Source organism: Streptomyces caatingaensis (assembly GCF_001187435.1).
Taxonomy (GTDB): domain Bacteria; phylum Actinomycetota; class Actinomycetes; order Streptomycetales; family Streptomycetaceae; genus Streptomyces; species Streptomyces caatingaensis.
Genome location: NZ_LFXA01000018.1, coordinates 327,035 through 344,343 on the forward strand (window position 1 = coordinate 327,035; position 17,309 = coordinate 344,343).

The 17,309-nt window shown below is 73.6% G+C and carries 16 protein-coding genes; 12 read left to right on the top strand and 4 right to left on the bottom strand.

Going from position 1 to position 17,309, the window contains the following annotated elements:
* The first annotated feature begins 73 nt into the window (after positions 1 to 73).
* From dnaK to AC230_RS28205, 4 genes are read left to right on the top strand one after another with little or no spacing between them, the layout of a single operon-like run.
* Entirely contained in the window at positions 74 to 1,930 is a 1,857-nt protein-coding gene (gene dnaK / locus AC230_RS28190; RefSeq protein ID WP_049719178.1) for a molecular chaperone DnaK, read from the top strand.
* A complete protein-coding gene (gene grpE, locus AC230_RS28195) occupies positions 1,927 to 2,562 on the top strand; it encodes a nucleotide exchange factor GrpE (RefSeq protein WP_049719179.1) in 636 nt (211 codons plus the stop codon). Before dnaK ends, grpE begins: the two co-directional genes overlap by 4 nt.
* A 60-nt stretch (positions 2,563 to 2,622) precedes the next feature.
* Complete coding sequence (dnaJ, locus tag AC230_RS28200) at positions 2,623 to 3,789, top strand: molecular chaperone DnaJ (protein ID WP_049719180.1); 1,167 nt, start codon at positions 2,623 to 2,625, stop codon at positions 3,787 to 3,789.
* A gap of 4 nt (positions 3,790 to 3,793) precedes the next feature.
* A complete protein-coding gene (locus AC230_RS28205; protein WP_049719181.1) occupies positions 3,794 to 4,246 on the top strand; it encodes a heat shock protein transcriptional repressor HspR in 453 nt (150 codons plus the stop codon).
* A gap of 72 nt (positions 4,247 to 4,318) precedes the next feature.
* Here the strand turns inward: AC230_RS28205 and AC230_RS28210 are convergent, their stop codons facing one another.
* Positions 4,319 to 4,729: a hypothetical protein gene (locus AC230_RS28210; RefSeq protein WP_241833390.1), complete on the bottom strand. Its 411-nt coding sequence runs from the start codon at positions 4,727 to 4,729 to the stop codon at positions 4,319 to 4,321.
* A gap of 91 nt (positions 4,730 to 4,820) precedes the next feature.
* A complete protein-coding gene (locus AC230_RS28215; RefSeq protein ID WP_049719182.1) occupies positions 4,821 to 5,255 on the bottom strand; it encodes a pyridoxamine 5'-phosphate oxidase family protein in 435 nt (144 codons plus the stop codon).
* A 172-nt stretch (positions 5,256 to 5,427) separates the two neighbouring features.
* On the opposite strand from AC230_RS28215, the gene clpB reads away from it, so the two are divergent.
* Positions 5,428 to 8,064, top strand: coding sequence for an ATP-dependent chaperone ClpB (clpB, locus tag AC230_RS28220; RefSeq protein ID WP_049719183.1), 2,637 nt, complete (start codon positions 5,428 to 5,430; stop codon positions 8,062 to 8,064).
* A gap of 120 nt (positions 8,065 to 8,184) precedes the next feature.
* Positions 8,185 to 8,730: a YbjN domain-containing protein gene (locus tag AC230_RS28225; RefSeq protein ID WP_049719184.1), complete on the top strand. Its 546-nt coding sequence runs from the start codon at positions 8,185 to 8,187 to the stop codon at positions 8,728 to 8,730.
* 19 nt (positions 8,731 to 8,749) lie between these two features.
* Here the strand turns inward: AC230_RS28225 and AC230_RS28230 are convergent, their stop codons facing one another.
* Positions 8,750 to 9,973, bottom strand: a complete 1,224-nt coding sequence (locus tag AC230_RS28230) for a glycosyltransferase family protein (RefSeq protein ID WP_049719185.1) — start codon at positions 9,971 to 9,973, stop codon at positions 8,750 to 8,752.
* A 300-nt stretch (positions 9,974 to 10,273) separates the two neighbouring features.
* Between AC230_RS28230 and AC230_RS28235 the strand changes: the two genes are divergently transcribed.
* The 3 genes from AC230_RS28235 to AC230_RS28245 all read left to right on the top strand — a co-directional run bounded on the left by AC230_RS28235 (position 10,274) and on the right by AC230_RS28245 (position 13,973).
* Positions 10,274 to 11,494, top strand: coding sequence for an aminotransferase class I/II-fold pyridoxal phosphate-dependent enzyme (locus tag AC230_RS28235; RefSeq protein WP_049719186.1), 1,221 nt, complete (start codon positions 10,274 to 10,276; stop codon positions 11,492 to 11,494).
* Positions 11,495 to 11,836: 342 nt separating this feature from the next.
* Positions 11,837 to 12,442 (top strand): DUF2617 family protein, encoded by a 606-nt coding sequence (locus AC230_RS28240; protein ID WP_049719187.1) that lies wholly within the window; start codon positions 11,837 to 11,839, stop codon positions 12,440 to 12,442.
* A gap of 49 nt (positions 12,443 to 12,491) precedes the next feature.
* Positions 12,492 to 13,973 (top strand): polyamine aminopropyltransferase, encoded by a 1,482-nt coding sequence (locus AC230_RS28245; protein ID WP_049719188.1) that lies wholly within the window; start codon positions 12,492 to 12,494, stop codon positions 13,971 to 13,973.
* Between the two features lie 10 nt (positions 13,974 to 13,983).
* Here AC230_RS28245 and AC230_RS28250 read toward each other — a convergent pair whose 3' ends face one another.
* Entirely contained in the window at positions 13,984 to 14,868 is an 885-nt protein-coding gene (locus tag AC230_RS28250) for a helix-turn-helix transcriptional regulator (RefSeq protein WP_049719189.1), read from the bottom strand.
* Between the two features lie 106 nt (positions 14,869 to 14,974).
* On the opposite strand from AC230_RS28250, the gene AC230_RS28255 reads away from it, so the two are divergent.
* The 3 genes from AC230_RS28255 (at position 14,975) to AC230_RS28265 (ending at position 17,270) form a co-directional block, all read left to right on the top strand.
* Positions 14,975 to 15,625, top strand: a complete 651-nt coding sequence (locus AC230_RS28255; RefSeq protein WP_049719527.1) for a DsbA family protein — start codon at positions 14,975 to 14,977, stop codon at positions 15,623 to 15,625.
* 43 nt (positions 15,626 to 15,668) lie between these two features.
* Complete coding sequence (locus AC230_RS28260; protein ID WP_049719190.1) at positions 15,669 to 16,325, top strand: NAD(P)-dependent oxidoreductase; 657 nt, start codon at positions 15,669 to 15,671, stop codon at positions 16,323 to 16,325.
* A 132-nt stretch (positions 16,326 to 16,457) separates the two neighbouring features.
* Positions 16,458 to 17,270, top strand: a complete 813-nt coding sequence (locus AC230_RS28265; RefSeq protein ID WP_049719191.1) for an SRPBCC family protein — start codon at positions 16,458 to 16,460, stop codon at positions 17,268 to 17,270.
* Positions 17,271 to 17,309: the final 39 nt, after the last annotated feature.

Consider the following 17,309-nt stretch of genomic DNA (forward strand, 5'->3'; position numbering starts at 1 on the left):
AGCTCCGTTGACACGGGGGCGTCCGTGCTGCACCCTTGAGCCTGTTCCACTCAAGTCAGCTGGAGGAATCGACATGGCACGTGCGGTCGGCATCGACCTGGGTACGACGAACTCCGTCGTCAGTGTTCTCGAGGGCGGTGAGCCCACCGTCATCACCAACGCCGAGGGCGCCAGGACCACGCCGTCCGTCGTGGCCTTCGCGAAGAACGGTGAGGTGCTGGTCGGCGAGGTCGCCAAGCGCCAGGCCGTGACCAACGTCGACAGGACCATCCGGTCGGTCAAGCGCCACATGGGCACCGACTGGAAGATCAACCTGGACGGCAAGGACTTCAACCCCCAGCAGATCTCCGCCTTCATCCTGCAGAAGCTGAAGCGGGACGCCGAGGCGTACCTGGGCGAGAAGGTCACGGACGCGGTCATCACCGTCCCGGCGTACTTCAACGACTCCGAGCGTCAGGCCACCAAGGAGGCCGGCGAGATCGCGGGCCTCAACGTCCTGCGCATCGTCAACGAGCCGACGGCCGCCGCGCTGGCCTACGGCCTCGACAAGGACGACCAGACCATTCTCGTCTTCGACCTCGGTGGCGGCACCTTCGACGTCTCGCTGCTGGAGATCGGCGACGGCGTCGTGGAGGTCAAGGCCACCAACGGCGACAACCACCTCGGTGGTGACGACTGGGACCAGCGCGTCGTCGACTACCTGGTCAAGCAGTTCCAGAACGGGCACGGCGTCGACCTGTCCAAGGACAAGATGGCCCTCCAGCGCCTCCGCGAGGCCGCCGAGAAGGCCAAGATCGAGCTGTCCTCGTCCACCGAGACCACGATCAACCTGCCCTACATCACGGCCTCCGCCGAGGGCCCGCTCCACCTGGACGAGAAGCTCACCCGCGCCCAGTTCCAGCAGCTGACCGCGGACCTGCTGGAGCGCTGCAAGACCCCGTTCCACAACGTCATCAAGGACGCGGGCATCGCCCTGTCCGACATCGACCACGTGGTCCTCGTCGGCGGTTCGACCCGTATGCCGGCCGTCGCCGAGCTCGTCAAGGAGCTGACCGGCGGCAAGGACGCCAACAAGGGCGTCAACCCGGACGAGGTCGTCGCCATCGGCGCCTCGCTCCAGGCCGGTGTCCTCAAGGGCGAGGTCAAGGACGTCCTGCTGCTGGACGTCACCCCGCTGTCCCTCGGCATCGAGACCAAGGGCGGCATCATGACCAAGCTGATCGAGCGCAACACCACGATCCCGACGAAGCGCTCCGAGATCTTCACGACGGCGGAGGACAACCAGCCGTCCGTGCAGATCCAGGTCTACCAGGGCGAGCGCGAGATCGCGGCGTACAACAAGAAGCTGGGCATGTTCGAGCTGACCGGCCTCCCGCCGGCCCCGCGCGGCGTCCCGCAGATCGAGGTCACCTTCGACATCGACGCCAACGGCATCATGCACGTGGCCGCGAAGGACCTCGGCACGGGCAAGGAGCAGAAGATGACCGTCACCGGCGGCTCCTCGCTGCCGAAGGACGAGGTCGACCGCATGCGCGAGGAGGCCGAGAAGTACGCGGAGGAGGACCACAAGCGCCGCGAGGCCGCCGAGACCCGCAACCAGGGCGAGCAGCTCGTCTACCAGACGGAGAAGTTCCTCAAGGACAACGAGGACAAGGTCTCCGCCGAGGTCAGGACCGAGGTCGAGACCGCGGTCTCCGAGCTCAAGGAGAAGCTGAAGGGCGAGGACACCGCCGAGATCCGCACCGCGTCCGAGAAGGTCGCCGCGGTCAGCCAGAAGCTCGGCCAGGCCATGTACGCCGACGCCCAGGCCGCCCAGGGTGCCGCCGGCGCCGCGGGCGCGGCCGGCGGCCAGCAGGCCAAGGCCGAGGACGACGTCGTCGACGCGGAGATCGTCGACGACGAGAAGCCGAAGGGCGGTGCGTCGGCGTGACGGAGGAGACCCCGGGCTTCGACGACAAGCCTGAAGGCACTCCCTCCGGCAAGCCGGCCGACGACAAGGGCGCCGCACCCGCCGAGGAGGCGGGCGCGGCCCCGGCCGGCGAGGAGCTGGTCGAGGTGGGCCTGCAGGCGCAGCTGGACCAGGCCCAGGCCGCGCTCAACGAGCGCACCGCGGACCTCCAGCGGCTCCAGGCGGAGTACCAGAACTACCGCCGCCGGGTCGAGCGCGACCGGGTGCAGGTCAAGGAGGTGGCCACGGCCAACCTCCTGTCCGAGCTGCTCCCCACGCTGGACGACATCGGCCGCGCCCGTGACCACGGCGAGCTCGTCGGCGGCTTCAAGTCCGTCGCCGAGTCGCTGGAGACGGTCGTGGCGAAGATGGGCCTCCAGCAGTTCGGCAAGGAGGGCGAGCCCTTCGACCCGCTGATCCACGAGGCGCTGATGCACAGCTACGCGCCGGACGTCACCGAGACCACGTGCGTGCAGATCCTGCAGCCGGGGTATCGGATCGGCGAGCGTACGATCCGCCCGGCGCGGGTCGCGGTCGCCGAGCCCCAGCCGGGCGCCCAGCCCAAGGCCGAGGGCGAGTCCGACGAGGAGAGCGGTGGCCCGGACGAGGGCTGACGCGATGACCGACCGCACACCCCGTTCGCACTGTTCGTACCGGAAGGAGGGACGCCGGGGATGAGTACCAAGGACTTCCTGGAGAAGGACTACTACAAGGCCCTCGGCGTCCCCAAGGACGCCGGCGAGGCGGAGATCAAGAAGGCGTACCGGAAGCTCGCCCGCGAGTTCCACCCGGACGCCAACAAGGGCGACGCCGCGGCCGAGGAGCGCTTCAAGGAGATCTCCGAGGCGTACGACGTCCTCGCCGACCCCAAGCGGCGCAAGGAGTACGACGACGCCCGCGCGCTCTTCGGCAACGGGGGCTTCCGCCCCGGTCCGGGCGGCGGCGGCTCCTTCAACTTCGACCTGGGCGACCTCTTCGGGGGCGCCCAGGGCGGAGCCGGGGCCGGCGGCTTCGGCGGGGGCCTGGGCGACGTCTTCGGCGGCCTGTTCAACCGCGGCGGGGCCACCCGCACCCAGCCGCGCCGGGGCCAGGACATCGAGTCCGAGGTGACGCTCAGCTTCACCGAGGCCGTGGACGGGGCCACCGTCCCGCTGCGGATGTCCTCCTCGGCGGCCTGCAAGGCCTGCTCCGGCACCGGCGACAAGAACGGCACGCCCAGGGTCTGCCCGACCTGCGTCGGCACCGGCCAGGTGTCGCGCGGGACGGGCGGCGGCTTCTCCATCGCCGACCCCTGCCCCGACTGCAAGGGCCGCGGGCTCATCCCCGAGAGCCCCTGCGACGTCTGCAAGGGCAGCGGCCGGGCCACCTCGTCGCGCACCATGCAGGTCCGGATCCCGGCGGGCGTCTCCGACGGCCAGCGGATCCGGCTGCGCGGCAAGGGCGCCCCGGGCGAGCGCGGCGGGCCCCACGGCGACCTCTACGTCGTCGTCCACGTCGGCACGCACCCGGTCTTCGGGCGCAAGGGCGACAACCTCACCGTCACGGTGCCGGTCACCTTCGCGGAGGCGGTGCTCGGCGGCGAGGTCAAGGTGCCCACCCTGGGCGGGCCCCCGGTCACCCTGCGGATCCCGCCCGGCACGCCCAACGGCCGCACCATGCGCGCCCGCGGCAAGGGCGCGGTGCGCAAGGACGGCACCCGCGGCGACCTGCTGGTCACCGTCGAGGTGACGGTGCCGAAGGACCTCAGCGACAAGGCCCGGGACGCGCTGGAGTCCTTCCGCGAGGCGACGGCGGGTGAGGACCCGCGCGCAGAGCTGTTCCAGGCGGCGAAGGGAGCGTGACGCGATGAACGGCGACGGACGCCGTCGTAACCCCTACGAGCTGACCGACGAGTCACCGGTGTACGTCATCTCCGTCGCGGCCCAGCTCTCGGGTCTGCACCCGCAGACCCTCCGGCAGTACGACCGCCTCGGCCTGGTCTCCCCCGACCGCACGGCCGGGCGCGGCCGCCGCTACTCGGCCCGCGACATCGAGCTGCTCCGCCAGGTGCAGCAGCTGTCGCAGGACGAGGGCATCAACCTGGCCGGCATCAAGCGCATCATCGAACTGGAGAACCAGGTGGCCGCGCTCCAGCAGCGCGTCGCCGAGCTCCAGACGGTGGTCGAGGGCGCCGCCGCCGCGATGCAGCAGCGCGAGGCCGCGGTGCACGCCTCCTACCGGCGGGACCTGGTCCCGTACCAGGAGGTCCAGCAGACCAGCGCCCTGGTCGTCTGGCGGCCCAACAAGCGCGAGCGCTGAACCGTTTCCGGTGAAGGCCCGCCGCCCCCCGTTTTCCCGGGGGCGGCGGGCCTTCGCGTACCCCGGGCGCGCCTAGGGCAGCAGGTTGCCGACCGCCTCGACGGCGAGCATCCAGGCGGGGTGGGCGCCCGTGCCGAAGGCGGCGGCGAGGGCGTGGCCGACGGCCGCGTCGAGCGGGGTGGGGGCGGCTCCCGCGGCCCAGTCGGCGGAGGCCGTGCACGTGCCGTCGGGGGTGAGGCCGGAGGTGAAGGAGCCGAGCCGGCGGCCGTCGCGCAGGAGGCGGCTGGCGTCGAAGGAGTCGGGGACGAGGCGGTACGCCGTGCCGGCGCAGGTCGCGTCGACGGCGTACGAGCGGCGGGTCAGCCGGCCCCTGCCGAGGCCGAGCACGGCCCGTTCGCCGTCGACGGTCAGGGCGAGGAAGTCGGCGTCCCGGGTGCCGATGGGGACGTGTTCGTCGTCCGCGGCGCCGGGCGGGCGGCTCACGACGACCTCCGGACCGCCGGGCCCGAGACGGTCAGGGTGCCGCGTTCGCGGTCCAGGGCGATGGCGATCTCGCCGAAGAGGGGGTCGTGCGTCATGCCTCCATGGTCGCCCGGGCGGCGCGGACGCTGCCCATCGCGCGGTGGACGGCGATCTCCACGAGGACGCGGTCGGGGTTGGGCTCGGGCGTGCGCCCGTAGCGCTCGGCGTAGCGGGCGACCGCGTCGGCGACGGCCTCCGGCTCGGTCCGTACGACGGCCGTGCCCTCCAGCGTGGCCCAGGAGCCGCCCGGCGCGACCTGGCACAGGGCGACCCGGGCGCCGTCCGGGCCGGCGGCGAGGACGTTGGCGACCTTGACGCTCTGCTTGCGGGTGATGACGCGGGCGGTGCGCGTCGCCGCGTCGAAGGTGGCGCCGACGGGGACGACGTGCGGGCTGCCGTCGCGGCGCAGCGTGGTGAGCGTCGGGAAGTGCCGGCCGCGCCAGAAGGCGAGGTAGGGAGCGGGGAGGTCGCGCAGGTCGAGGGCCATGGGGGCAGCGTAGTGGCGCGTCCCGGCCTGCGGTGGCGGCCCCCGGCCCGGGCGGTTTCACTCGCAGGTGGGGCGTCTGCGGGAAGGCCTCCCCAAACCGAGGTTGAGTGGACTAGACTCAACTTATCGCATGGACCCCACAGCAGGACGAGCCGAGGAGGAGCCCACCGCCGTGGATGCCGAGCTGACCAACAAGAGCCGTGAGGCGCTGAGTGCCGCCCATGAGCGGGCCGTGGCGGCCGGGCATGCCGACATGACCCCCGCCCACCTGCTGCTCGCCCTGCTCGCGGGCCGGGAGAACGAGAACCTGCTGGATCTGCTGGCCGCCGTCGAGGCCGACGCCGCCGTGCTGCGCGGCGGGGCCGAGCGGACGCTGGCCGGCCTGCCGAGCGTCCAGGGGTCCACCGTGGCGCCCCCGCAGCCGACCCGGGAGCTCCAGGCCGTGCTGGTGGACGCCGGCGAGCGGGCGCGCGACCTGGGGGACGAGTACATCTCCACCGAGCACCTGCTGATCGGGCTCGCGGCGAAGGGCGGGCGCGTCGCCGAGCTGCTGGAGCAGCAGGGCGCCTCCGCGAAGCGGCTGCTGGACGCCTTCGAGAAGGCCCGCGGCGGGCAGCGGGTGACCACGGCCGACCCCGAGGGCACGTACAAGGCGCTGGAGAAGTTCGGCACGGACTTCACGGCGGCGGCCCGCGAGGGCAAGCTCGACCCGGTCATCGGGCGCGACCACGAGATCCGGCGCGTGGTACAGGTCCTCTCGCGGCGCACGAAGAACAACCCGGTGCTGATCGGCGAGCCCGGCGTCGGCAAGACCGCCGTCGTCGAGGGCCTCGCGCAGCGGATAGTGAAGGGCGACGTCCCCGAGTCGCTGCGCGACAAGCGGCTGGTCTCGCTGGACCTGGGCGCGATGGTCGCCGGCGCCAAGTACCGCGGCGAGTTCGAGGAGCGGCTGAAGACCGTCCTCGCGGAGATCAAGTCCAGCGAGGGCCAGATCATCACGTTCATCGACGAGCTGCACACCGTCGTCGGCGCGGGCGCCTCCGAGGGCGCGATGGACGCGGGCAACATGCTCAAGCCGATGCTGGCCCGCGGCGAGCTGCGCATGGTCGGCGCCACCACGCTCGACGAGTACCGCGAGCGGATCGAGAAGGACCCGGCGCTGGAGCGGCGCTTCCAGCAGGTGCTGGTGGCCGAGCCGTCCGTCGAGGACACCATCGCGATCCTGCGCGGCCTCAAGGGCCGCTACGAGGCCCACCACAAGGTGCAGATCGCGGACTCGGCGCTGGTCGCCGCCGCGACGCTGTCCGACCGCTACATCACCTCCCGCTTCCTCCCCGACAAGGCCATCGACCTGGTCGACGAGGCCGCGTCCCGGCTCCGCATGGAGATCGACTCCTCGCCCGTCGAGATCGACGAGCTCCAACGGGCCGTCGACCGGCTGAAGATGGAGGAGCTGGCCCTGCGCAACGAGACGGACGAGGCCGGCAAGGAGCGCCTGGCGAAGCTCCGCCGCGACCTGGCCGACAAGGAGGAGGAGCTGCGCGGCCTCACCGCCCGCTGGGAGAAGGAGAAGCAGTCCCTCAACCGGGTCGGCGAGCTCAAGGAGCGCCTGGACGACCTGCGCGGCCAGGCCGAACGGGCCCAGCGCGACGGCGACTTCGACACCGCCTCCAAGCTGCTGTACGGCGAGATCCCGGCCGTGGAGCGGGAGTTGGAGGAGGCCGCGCGGGCCGAGGCCGAGCAGGAGGCCGTCGCCAGGGACCTGATGGTCAAGGAGGAGGTCGGCTCCGACGACATCGCCGAGGTCGTCGCCGCCTGGACGGGCATCCCGGCCGGCCGGCTGCTGGAGGGCGAGACGCAGAAGCTGCTGCGCATGGAGGAGGAGCTGGGCCGGCGGCTGATCGGCCAGGAGGAGGCCGTACGGGCCGTCTCCGACGCGGTGCGGCGCAGCCGCGCCGGCATCGCCGACCCCGACCGGCCGACCGGCTCGTTCCTCTTCCTCGGCCCCACCGGCGTCGGCAAGACCGAGCTGGCCAAGGCGCTCGCCGACTTCCTCTTCGACGACGAGCGGGCCATGGTCCGCATCGACATGAGCGAGTACAGCGAGAAGCACTCGGTGGCCCGCCTGGTGGGCGCGCCCCCCGGCTACGTCGGCTACGAGGAGGGCGGCCAGCTCACCGAGGCCGTCCGCCGCCGCCCGTACACGGTGGTCCTGCTGGACGAGGTGGAGAAGGCCCACCACGAGGTCTTCGACATCCTGCTCCAGGTCCTGGACGACGGCCGGCTCACCGACGGCCAGGGCCGGACGGTGGACTTCCGCAACACCATCCTCATCCTCACCTCCAACCTGGGCTCGACCTTCCTGGTCGACCCGCTGCTGAAGGAGGAGCAGAAGAAGGAGAAGGTGCTGGAGACCGTCCGGGCCTCCTTCCGCCCCGAGTTCCTCAACCGCCTCGACGACATCGTCGTCTTCCACCCGCTGGGCCCGGGCCAGCTGGAGCGCATCGCCGGCATCCAGATCGCCCAGCTCCAGAAGCGGCTGGCCGACCGCCGGCTCACGCTCGACGTCGACGCGGGCGCCCTGCACTGGCTGGCCGCGCTGGGCCACGACGAGGAGCCCGGTGCCGCGGACCTCACCTACGGCGCCCGTCCGCTGCGCCGCCTGGTGCAGACCGCCATCGGCGACCGGCTCGCCCGCGCGATCCTGGCCGGCGACGTCCGCGACGGCGACACCGTCCGCGTCGAGCGGATCCCCGGCGAGGAGGGCCTCTCGGTGCGGGCCGCCGGCCGGGAGGCCCGGACGGCCTAGCCCGAGGGGCCCGGGGGGCGCCCCCGGCCGCGTGGTCGCGAGAGACGCATGCGCCGGGGGTTGCGGGGCAGGGGCCGGTGTGGGGGAGGATGGCAGCAACCGTACGAAGGGAAATCCACGGTGAGCATCGACCCGTCCTCGATTCCGAATTTCGGGGGCCAGCCCGAGCCGCAGCCCGAAGAGACGGGCCCCACCGGCCCCGTCATCCCCGACCAGGACCTGGTCAAGCAGCTCCTGGAGCAGATGGAGCTGAAGTACCTCGTCGACGACGAGGGCGATCTGGCGGCTCCGTGGGAGCAGTTCCGTACGTACTTCATGTTCCGCGGTGAGGAGGAGCAGCAGGTCTTCTCGGTGCGGACGTTCTACGACCGGCCGCACGGCATCGACGAGAAGGCCCGCCTCCTGGAGGTCGTCGACGACTGGAACCGCCGCACCCTGTGGCCGAAGGTCTACACGCACACCAACGACGACGGCACCGTCCGCCTCATCGGCGAGGCGCAGATGCTGATCGGCGTCGGGGTGTCGCTGGAGCACTTCGTCTCCAGCACCGTCAGCTGGGTCCGCGCCTCCGTCGAGTTCGACAAGTGGCTCGTGGAGCAGCTGGGCCTGGAGGAAGAGCTGGAGCAGGGCGACGAGGGCGACGACAAGCCCGGCGACGACGCCTGATCCCGGCCTCGGCGGGGAGCTACATGGGGATGCGGGCGATCGTCACCAGGTACGTCCCGTAGACGAACGAGAGCCCGGCCAGCGCGCCGACCGCCACGACGGCGGTGCGCGGCCGGGCTCTCGCCATGCCCAGGGCCAGCGGCAGCAGCAGCGGGAAGGCGGGGATCAGGAACCGCGGCTTGGACGCGAAGTAGCTGGAGCCGCCGACCGCGATGACGCACAGCACGACGACGTAGGCGAGCAGCAGGGCGGGCGGCCGCTCCAGCACGAACAGGACGAGCGCGACCAGGGCGACGACCAGGATGGCCAGCGAGGCGTAGTAGGCCATGAAGTCGCGGCCGGTGAAGAGGTGGCGGACGAACCGGAACGCGTCCGCGCCGAAGTCGAAGCGCGACCCCCAGCGGCGCTGCACCGCGAAGTAGCCGAGCGGCCCGTCGCCGGAGCGGATGCCGGCCCACAGGACGTAGCCGGTCCAGCCCAGCGGGGCGAGCGCGGCGCCGGCCCACAGGCGCCGGTCGGCGCGGGCGAGCGGGTCGCGCCACAGGACGAGCGCGGTGGCGCAGATCAGGGCGGCGGCCACGGCGACGGCGTTGGGCCGGGAGAGGCCGGCGACCAGGGAGAGCGCGCCGGCCCACACGGGCCGGCGGGTGACGGCCGCGTACAGGCTCCACGCGGCGAGCGCGGTCATCAGCGACTCGGTGTAGCCCATGGTCTGCACGATGGCGTGCGGCAGCAGGCCCCACAGCAGGACGAGCCAGGTGCCGGTCCGCCGGCCGTACAGCCGCTCCCCGACCGCGTAGATCCCCCAGGCCGCGGCGACGGCCGAGCTCCAGGAGACGACGAGCTGGGCGGAGACGACGCCGAACGGCGTCAGCGTCGTCACGGTGTGCACGAGGCCGGGGAACAGCGGGAAGAACGCGAGGTCGTTGAAGATCACGCCGCGGCTGGTGGGGGAGGGCAGGACGAGCCCGTAGCCGTTGCGGGCGATGCCCGCGTACCAGATGCCGTCCCAGGAGTGGCCGAGCAGCGTGCGTGGGTGGCGGCCGGTGGACCAGGCCCAGCCGGCCATCATGGCGAGGCCGAGCAGCCGGGCCGAGGCGTAGAGCCCCAGCGCGGGCAGGGCGCGGCGCAGGGCCTCGCGCACCCGGTCCGTGCGGCGGACGGGGCGGCCGCCGGTGGCGCGGCGCGGTTCCGGCGCGCGGACGGGCGCCGCGCTGGGATTGACGACGGGGCCGGCTGACACGGGACCTCCTCGGGGACCTCCCCCGGCCGGCGCCGGTGGACTCCGGCCGGCGTGACCGGCCGGGCGCCGGGGACGGCGCCGGTGCGGAACGGGCGGGCATACCGACCATGCGTCGGCCGTCTCGCGCGCGCGACGCGTCACGCCCGTACGCGGTGTGGCTTCCACCCACTCGGCGCAGGACGTCCGGGCGCCGGGCCGTTCAGGGCCCGGCCCGTCCGGGACCGGGCGCGACGGGCGGGTGCCCGCCTAGGGTGGGGACGATCAAGGACCGTGGGCCGACGGCCGATTGGGGAGGGCTTCATGGGAATGGACGGGACGGGCGCGTGGCGGCCCGCCGAGCGCGTGGCCGGGGTGGGGACGTCGGTCTTCACCGAGATGACCGAGCTGGCCCGCCGCACCGGCGCGGTGAACCTGGGGCAGGGCGTACCGGAGCTGCCCAGCCCGCCGGAGCTGCTGGCGGACGTGGCGGAGGCGGTGCGGTCGGGCGCCAACCAGTACCCGCCGGCGCACGGCGCGCCCGCCCTGCGGGAGGCCGTCGCGGCGCACCAGCTGCGGCGCTACGGGCTGGCGTACGACCCGCGGGGCGAGGTGCTGGTGACCACGGGGGCCACCGAGGCGCTCGCGGCGGCGCTGCTGGGGCTCTGCGACCCGGGTGACGAGGTGCTGGCCTTCGATCCCTGCTACGACGCCTATCCGGCGGGCGCCCGCTTCGCGGGTGCGAAGCTCGTGGCCGTGCCGCTGGCCGAGGACGGGGACGGTTTCGTGCTCGACGCGGACGCGCTGCGGGCGGCCGTCACGCCGCGCACCCGCGTCCTGCTGCTGAACACCCCGCACAATCCGACCGGCAAGGTGTTCACGGCGGACGAGCTGGCCGCCGTCGCCGCGGTCTGCCGGGAGCACGGCCTGGTGGCCGTGACGGACGAGGTGTACGAGCACCTGGTCCTCGGCTCCGGTCCCGGCGCCCCCGGGCCGGAGCACCGCACGATCGCCGCGCTGCCGGGGATGCGGGAGCGGACGCTCACCATCTCGTCGGCGGGCAAGACGTTCAGCGTGACCGGCTGGAAGGTCGGCTGGGTGTGCGGCCCGGCGCGGCTGGTGGCGGCGGTGGCCGGGGTCAAGCAGTTCCTCACCTACGCCTCCGGTACGCCGTACCAGGAGGCGCTGGCACGGGCCCTGGGGGGCGTGGAGGGGTGGGCGGCGGAGGTGCGGCGGGTCCTGGGGCGCAACCGCGACCTGCTGAGCGCGGGACTGGAGCGCGCCGGGTTGCGCCCGTACCGGGCGGACGCCGGGTATTTCCTCCAGGCGGACATCCGCGCGTGGGGGCACGGGGACGGCGTGCGATTCTGCCGTGAACTCCCTTCGCGCGCCGGGGTGGTGGCCATTCCCACCTCCGCCTTCTATGTGCGCCCGGGCGCCCCGTCCCATCTGGTGCGATTCTCGTTCTGCCGGAGCGAGGAGTCGGTCCGGGCGGCGGTGGAACGGCTGGAGAGCGGCGACCGATCCCCTTCGATCAAGGGCTGAGCAGGGGATGTGCAAGTGGCGCGGGGCCGACCGCATATGCGCCCGACGGAACCTCAACTCCCGCCGGGCGCCGTCTTGTTGAACACTTGAACTGTCGGGCCCACGCGTGGATGGAAAATCGACGATGATGGGTAAAAATGCTGTGAGCGCCGCCGGCTTCATGATTTCCTCTCGATCGGGGCAGCGTCCGGAGACGTTTGGAGAAAACGCCCGGGAATCCACCGGAAACGCCTCCGCCGGATCAGGGAGCCCCCAGAGTGGGCATGAGCCGGCGTACCCGAAGACCTGGTCCTCCTCGGGGCGGGCCGGCCATCCCCCACTGTTCGCTCGCGGAGCCGACCCATGCTCACCACGCTCAAGACCAGCTACACCGACACCCGCGCGGCCGACCTCGCCTGGGCGCTCGGCCGGGAGCCGCTCCCGGCGCTGGCCGTCCTCGACCTCCGACTCGACCGGGCCTCGGTCCAGTTGAGGCTGCTCGGGGCCTCGCACCAGGTCCTGCTGGAGGAGGGGAGCGGGGCCTGCTCGGAGACGGTCGCGTGCATACCCGGCAGCAGCACCCCGCTGCCCCTGGGCGTGGCCAAGCGGGTCGGCGCCTGGGAGTACGAGTTCGCGGCCCGCGTCGAGACCCTGTCGCGATGTTCGTTCGCGGGCCGCGCGCAGGAGCTGCTGGCCCTGGTCGCCGAGCACCCCCAGGGCCTGGCCGGAACGTTTCCCGGTGACCCGCACGCCTTCACCGCGCTGCTCGCCCAGCGGCGCGACGGCCAGGTCAGCTGGCGCACCTGGCACGCGTATCCGCAGGAGGGCCGGCTCGTCGTCACCCGCACCCGGGTGGGAGTGCGCGTCGGTTGCGCACCCCCCGGTGCGCCGGGCGCCCCGCACGGGCCTGGCGCGAGCCCCCTGGCGAACCGGGGCACCGTCAACCGGCCCGGAGATCCCGTGCATTGAACTCGTGTGGGTGACAAGACGATGCCGGATCGTGACGTAGCGTTCCCGCATGATCTACCGTCCGGTACCCGCACGACTGCCCGTACCGGCCGGGATCGGCCGCCTCCTCGTGCTGACCACGGTCTTCATCTGCGCCGCCTGCGGGTTGGTGTACGAGCTGGAGCTGGTCGCCCTGGCCTCGTACCTCATCGGTGACTCCGTCACCCAGGCGTCCGTCGTGCTCTCGGTGATGGTGTTCGCCATGGGGGTCGGCTCCCTGCTCGCCAAACGGCTGCGCGCCCGCGCCGCACTCGGCTTCGCGGCGGTGGAGGCGGTGCTCGCCCTGGCGGGCGGCCTGTCGGCGATGGCGCTGTACGCCTGCTTCGCCTGGTACGGCCGGGCCTGGCCCGCGCTCGTGGGCTTCTCGCTGCTCATCGGGGTGCTCACCGGGGCCGAGGTGCCCTTGCTGATGACCCTGATCCAGCGGATCCGGCGGCAGGACGCGGGCGGCGCGGTCGCCGACCTCTTCGCCGCCGACTACGTGGGCGCGCTGGTGGGCGGGCTCGCCTTCCCCTTCCTCCTGCTGCCCGTCCTGGGCCAGTTGACGGGCGCCCTGGTCACCGGCGCGGTCAACGCGGCCGCGGGCGGGGCGCTGGTGCTCTGGCTCTTCCGGGGCGATCTGAGCGCGCGCGCCCGCTGGGCGGTGATGGCGGCCAACGGGCTGGTGCTCGCGCTGCTCGCGCTCTGCTCGGCGCTCAGCGGGCCGTTCGAGCGCGCCGCCCGGCAGGCGGTCTACGGGGCGGACGTCCGGGTGGCGGTGCGCACCGGCCTGCAGGAGGTGGTGCTCACCGGCGGCGACGTGGACGGCCGCCCGCCCGCACTCTTCCTGGACGGCCGGCTGCGGGCCGCCGGCGAGCCCTCGCGCTACCACGAGGCCCTGGTGCGCCCGGCGATGGAGGGGCCGCGCCGGCGGGTGCTGGTGCTCGGCGGGGGCGACGGCATCGCGGTGCACGAGGTGCTGCGGTATCCGGGTGTGGTGGCGGTGACCGTGGTGGATCCGGACGCGACCGTGGTCCGGCTCGCCCGCACCGACGCCCGGTTCGTCCGGCTCAACGGCGGCGCCTACCGGGACGCGAGGGTCGCCGTGGCGCACGCCGATCCCTTCGAGTGGCTGCGCGGCCGGCCCCCGGCGGGGCCCGGGGAGGCGTACGACGTGGTGGTCTGCGACCTGCCGGGCCCGGAGGGGACCGGGGGCGCGAAGCTGTACTCGCAGGAGTTCTACGGGCTGGTGGCGCGGCAGTTGAGCGACGCGGGCCGGCTGGTGGTGCACGCGGGGCGGGTGGGGGAGCGGGAGCACGACGTGCGGACGGTGGACGCGACGGTGCGGTCCGTCGGCCTGGACACCCGGCCGTACCGGACGCCGGGGGCGGGCCAGGGCTGGGCCTTCGTGCTCGCGGGCCGCGCGCCGGTGGGGCCGCCGGCCGGGCTGCGGGCGCTGGACGGCGGGGCGGCGGCGCCGTCCACGCTGATGCACCCGCGGTACGGGGAGTAGGGGGCGGGCGTCAGGCGGTCCTGCGCGCCGCCGCGCGGAAGGCGCCGGGGGTGAGCCCCGCGCGCTGCTGGAAGAACTTGGAGAAGTTGGCCGGGTCCTCGAAGCCGACGCGTTCCCCGACCCTGACGACCGGCAGGTCACTGTGCGCCAGCAACCGTTTGGCCTCCAGGACGACCCGGCGGTCGATGAACTCCTTCGCCCCCATGCCCGCCGCCGCCAGCGTCGCCCGCGACAGCGTGCGCGGCGCGTACCCCAGCGCGCGGGCGTAGTCCGCGACCCGGTGGCTGGTCGCGAAGTCTCGTTCCACCGCGGCCCGGAAGCGGACGAACGCGTCCGTCGGCGCCGCGACCCGGCTGCCCACCGGGGCCGTGAGATGGGCCAGCCGCAGCACGAGCACGGACAGCAGATGGCGCAGCACGTCGGCGTGGACGGCGGGCGGCAGCCCGGCGCCGGTGCGGTAGTCGGCCGCCAGGTGCCGCACCGCGAGGGCGACGGCCTCCAGGTCGTCGCCCACCGGCTGCCAGAGCACCGGGTGGAAGGGGTCGTCGGCCATGGCGGCGACCGCGCTGCCGGACGGCAGGAAGTTGGGCTGGACCAGGATCACCGTGCCCTCGATACGGGTGGCGTCCCCGAAGCTCTGCACCTGGCCGGGGCGCACCCACAGCACCGAGCCCTCCGTCAGCCAGTAGCCGGTGAAGTCGACGCTGTGGGCGGCGGCGCCGGAGTCGACGACGACGAGCTGGTGGAAGTCGAGCCGCTGGGGCCGTTGCAGCAAACCCTCGGTGGCCCGGGTGCGCAGCTCGGCGACGGTCATCACCTCGACGCCGGCCGGGGCGCCGGGCGGCGGGGTGTAGGTGAGATCGAGGATGTCGTCGGCATGTCGCTTTTTCACCATGAGAAGACCCGAGCGTACCTGGTCGGCGGCTTTCCGGCTGCCTAAGGTCGATGTCATTCACCAGAGTGGTTGATGACAAAACGATGTTGCGGAAGAGGTGAACGGCATGGCACAGCAGCCCCGGCACAAGGTCACGTACGCGTTCGACGCCTACTGCGGATGGTGCTACGGCTTCGGGCCCACGGTGCGGGAGTTCGCGGCGGTGAACGCCGACCGGCTGGACCTGCGGGTGCTCAGCGGCGGCCTGTTCACCGGCGCCCGCGCCCAGCCGGTGGGCGCCTACGCCTCGTACATCCCGCAGTCGGACGCCCGCATCGCCGAGCTGACCGGCGCGGTCTTCGGCCCGGCCTACCGGCGCGCGGTGGCCGACGGCACGACCGTGCTCGACTCGGCCGACGCCGCGACCGCGCTGGTCGCGCTGGCCCGGCAGGCCCCGGACCGGACGCTCGACCTCGCGGGCGCCCTCCAGCGCGCCTGGTACGTCGACGGGCTCAGCCTCTCGGACCCGGCGACGCTCAAGGCCGTGGCCGACGAGGCCGGCGGCCTGGACGCCGAGGCGGCCGTCGCGGCGTACGCCCGGCCCGAGACCCGCCAGGAGGCCCTGGCCGGCTTCCGCGAGGCCCGTCGGCTCGGCGTCGACAGCTTCCCCACCCTGCTGCTGCACTCCGCCGACGGCACGGTGCGGCGGCTCGGCGGACCGACCACGTCCGCCCGCGCGCTCACCCGGGCCCTGGACGACCATGGAACCGGCGCGTAACCCCTTTTCCCTCCCCACCCTTCCTCTTCCTCAGGAGATTCCCATGGCGAAGATCGCTCTCTTCGGCGCCAACGGCATGATCGGCAGCCGCGTCCTGCGCGAGGCGCTGGACCGCGGCCACCAGGTGACCGCCGTCGTCCGCGACCCCTCCAAGGTCACCGTCGAGCACCCCGCCCTCACCGTCGTGACCGGTGACGTCCTCGACCCGGCCTCCGTCGCGGCCGTGGCCGAGGGCCAGGACGTCGTCGTCAGCGCGGTCGGCGGCGGCAGCGGCGACGGCCCCGGCCACCTCGCCACCATCAAGCCGGCCGCCGAGTCGCTGGTGGCCGGGCTGCGCACGCTGGGCGACGCCGCCCCCCGGCTGATCGCGGTCGGCGGCGCGGGCTCGCTGCGCACCCCCGACGGCAAGCAGGTCTGGGACGCCGAGGGCCTGCCGGAGTTCCTGCTCCAGATCATGCACGCCCACGGCGACGCGCTGGACTTCTACCGCACGGTGACCGACGTCCGCTGGACCAACGTCAGCCCCGCCGCCACCATCGAGCCCGGCGAGCGCACCGGCACCTACCGCACCGCCCTCGACGACCTCGTCGTCGACGAGAACGGCAAGAGCCGCATCTCCGCCCAGGACTACGCCGTCGCCCTCATCGACGAGATCGAGAAGCCCCAGCACGTCGGCGAGCGCTTCACGGTCGCCGACTGACACCGCCCCGCCGCCTCCCCGGTCCCGCCGCGCGGACGCCCGCGTTCCGGACGTCCGCGTTCCGCCGGAAACTTGCCACGGATCCGACCGGGGAGTCCCTGCGGGGGAAACCGGTGGGTAGGCTCGCATGCCATGGAGCATGAGGTTTTCGTTCCGTTTCCCGTCGGCGACGTCCGGCGGGCGCTGTCCGACGCCGAGCGGGTGGCCCGGTGCGTGCCGGGCCTCCAGCGGGACGCGGGGGGAGCGGGGGACGCGCCGGGCGAGGCCGTCGCGGGGCGGCTGCGGCTGCGCATCGGCGGATCGACGATCACCTACCGGGGGACGCTCCGGGTGGCCGTGCGCGACGGCGCGCACGAGCTGACGGCCGAGGGCACGGAGGCGCGCGGCTCGGCGACGGTGCGCCTCACCCTGCTCGCCGTGCCCGCCGAGGCCCCCGGTGGCACCCGGCTGGCCTGCACCGGAACGGTCGAGCGCGCCGGGCGGCTGGCCGAGGTGGACGCCCGCACGGCCGCAGCGGCGGGGCGCCGCCTCATGGACCGCTTCGCGACCGCGCTGGCGGGGACGCTGGCGCACGAGCGGGACGAACTCCCGGACGCGGACGCCGAGTCGGCCGGCGCGGAGGACGCCGAGGAGGCGGGGACCGCCGAGGACGTGCCGGCGGACGACGACGTGGTGGCGGACGTCGTGGCCGAGGTCGTCGAGGACGTCGTCGCCGAGGACGTCCCCGGGGGCGAGCCCCCGGCCGAGGCCGCCCACGCCCGCCGCACGATGATCGGCCGCAGCGCGGAGGAGGTCGACCACGCGCCCCCGCGTGGCCGCTACGCCCCCGTCCCGGCCCCCGAGACGACCACGGGCCGGGCGGCCCTCCGCTGGGCGGCCCCCGCGGCGGCCGTGGCCCTGGCCTCCGCGGTGGTGGTGGGCCGGGTGCTGCGCCGGCGCCGCTAGGCGGGGCGGAGCCCGCGCGGCGCGCGGCCGCGACCTATC

What these genes read in the sequence shown, in the direction of transcription:
- dnaK (WP_049719178.1), top strand. Translation starts at nt 74, where the DNA reads ATGGCACGTGCGGTCGGCATCGACCTGGGTACGACGAACTCCGTCGTC.
- dnaJ (WP_049719180.1), top strand. Translation starts at nt 2,623, where the DNA reads ATGAGTACCAAGGACTTCCTGGAGAAGGACTACTACAAGGCCCTCGGC.
- AC230_RS28205 (WP_049719181.1), top strand. Translation starts at nt 3,794, where the DNA reads ATGAACGGCGACGGACGCCGTCGTAACCCCTACGAGCTGACCGACGAG.
- AC230_RS28215 (WP_049719182.1), bottom strand. Translation starts at nt 5,255, where the DNA reads ATGGCCCTCGACCTGCGCGACCTCCCCGCTCCCTACCTCGCCTTCTGG.
- AC230_RS28235 (WP_049719186.1), top strand. Translation starts at nt 10,274, where the DNA reads ATGGGAATGGACGGGACGGGCGCGTGGCGGCCCGCCGAGCGCGTGGCC.
- AC230_RS28240 (WP_049719187.1), top strand. Translation starts at nt 11,837, where the DNA reads ATGCTCACCACGCTCAAGACCAGCTACACCGACACCCGCGCGGCCGAC.
- AC230_RS28245 (WP_049719188.1), top strand. Translation starts at nt 12,492, where the DNA reads ATGATCTACCGTCCGGTACCCGCACGACTGCCCGTACCGGCCGGGATC.
- AC230_RS28250 (WP_049719189.1), bottom strand. Translation starts at nt 14,868, where the DNA reads ATGGTGAAAAAGCGACATGCCGACGACATCCTCGATCTCACCTACACC.
- AC230_RS28255 (WP_049719527.1), top strand. Translation starts at nt 14,975, where the DNA reads ATGGCACAGCAGCCCCGGCACAAGGTCACGTACGCGTTCGACGCCTAC.
- AC230_RS28260 (WP_049719190.1), top strand. Translation starts at nt 15,669, where the DNA reads ATGGCGAAGATCGCTCTCTTCGGCGCCAACGGCATGATCGGCAGCCGC.
- AC230_RS28265 (WP_049719191.1), top strand. Translation starts at nt 16,458, where the DNA reads ATGGAGCATGAGGTTTTCGTTCCGTTTCCCGTCGGCGACGTCCGGCGG.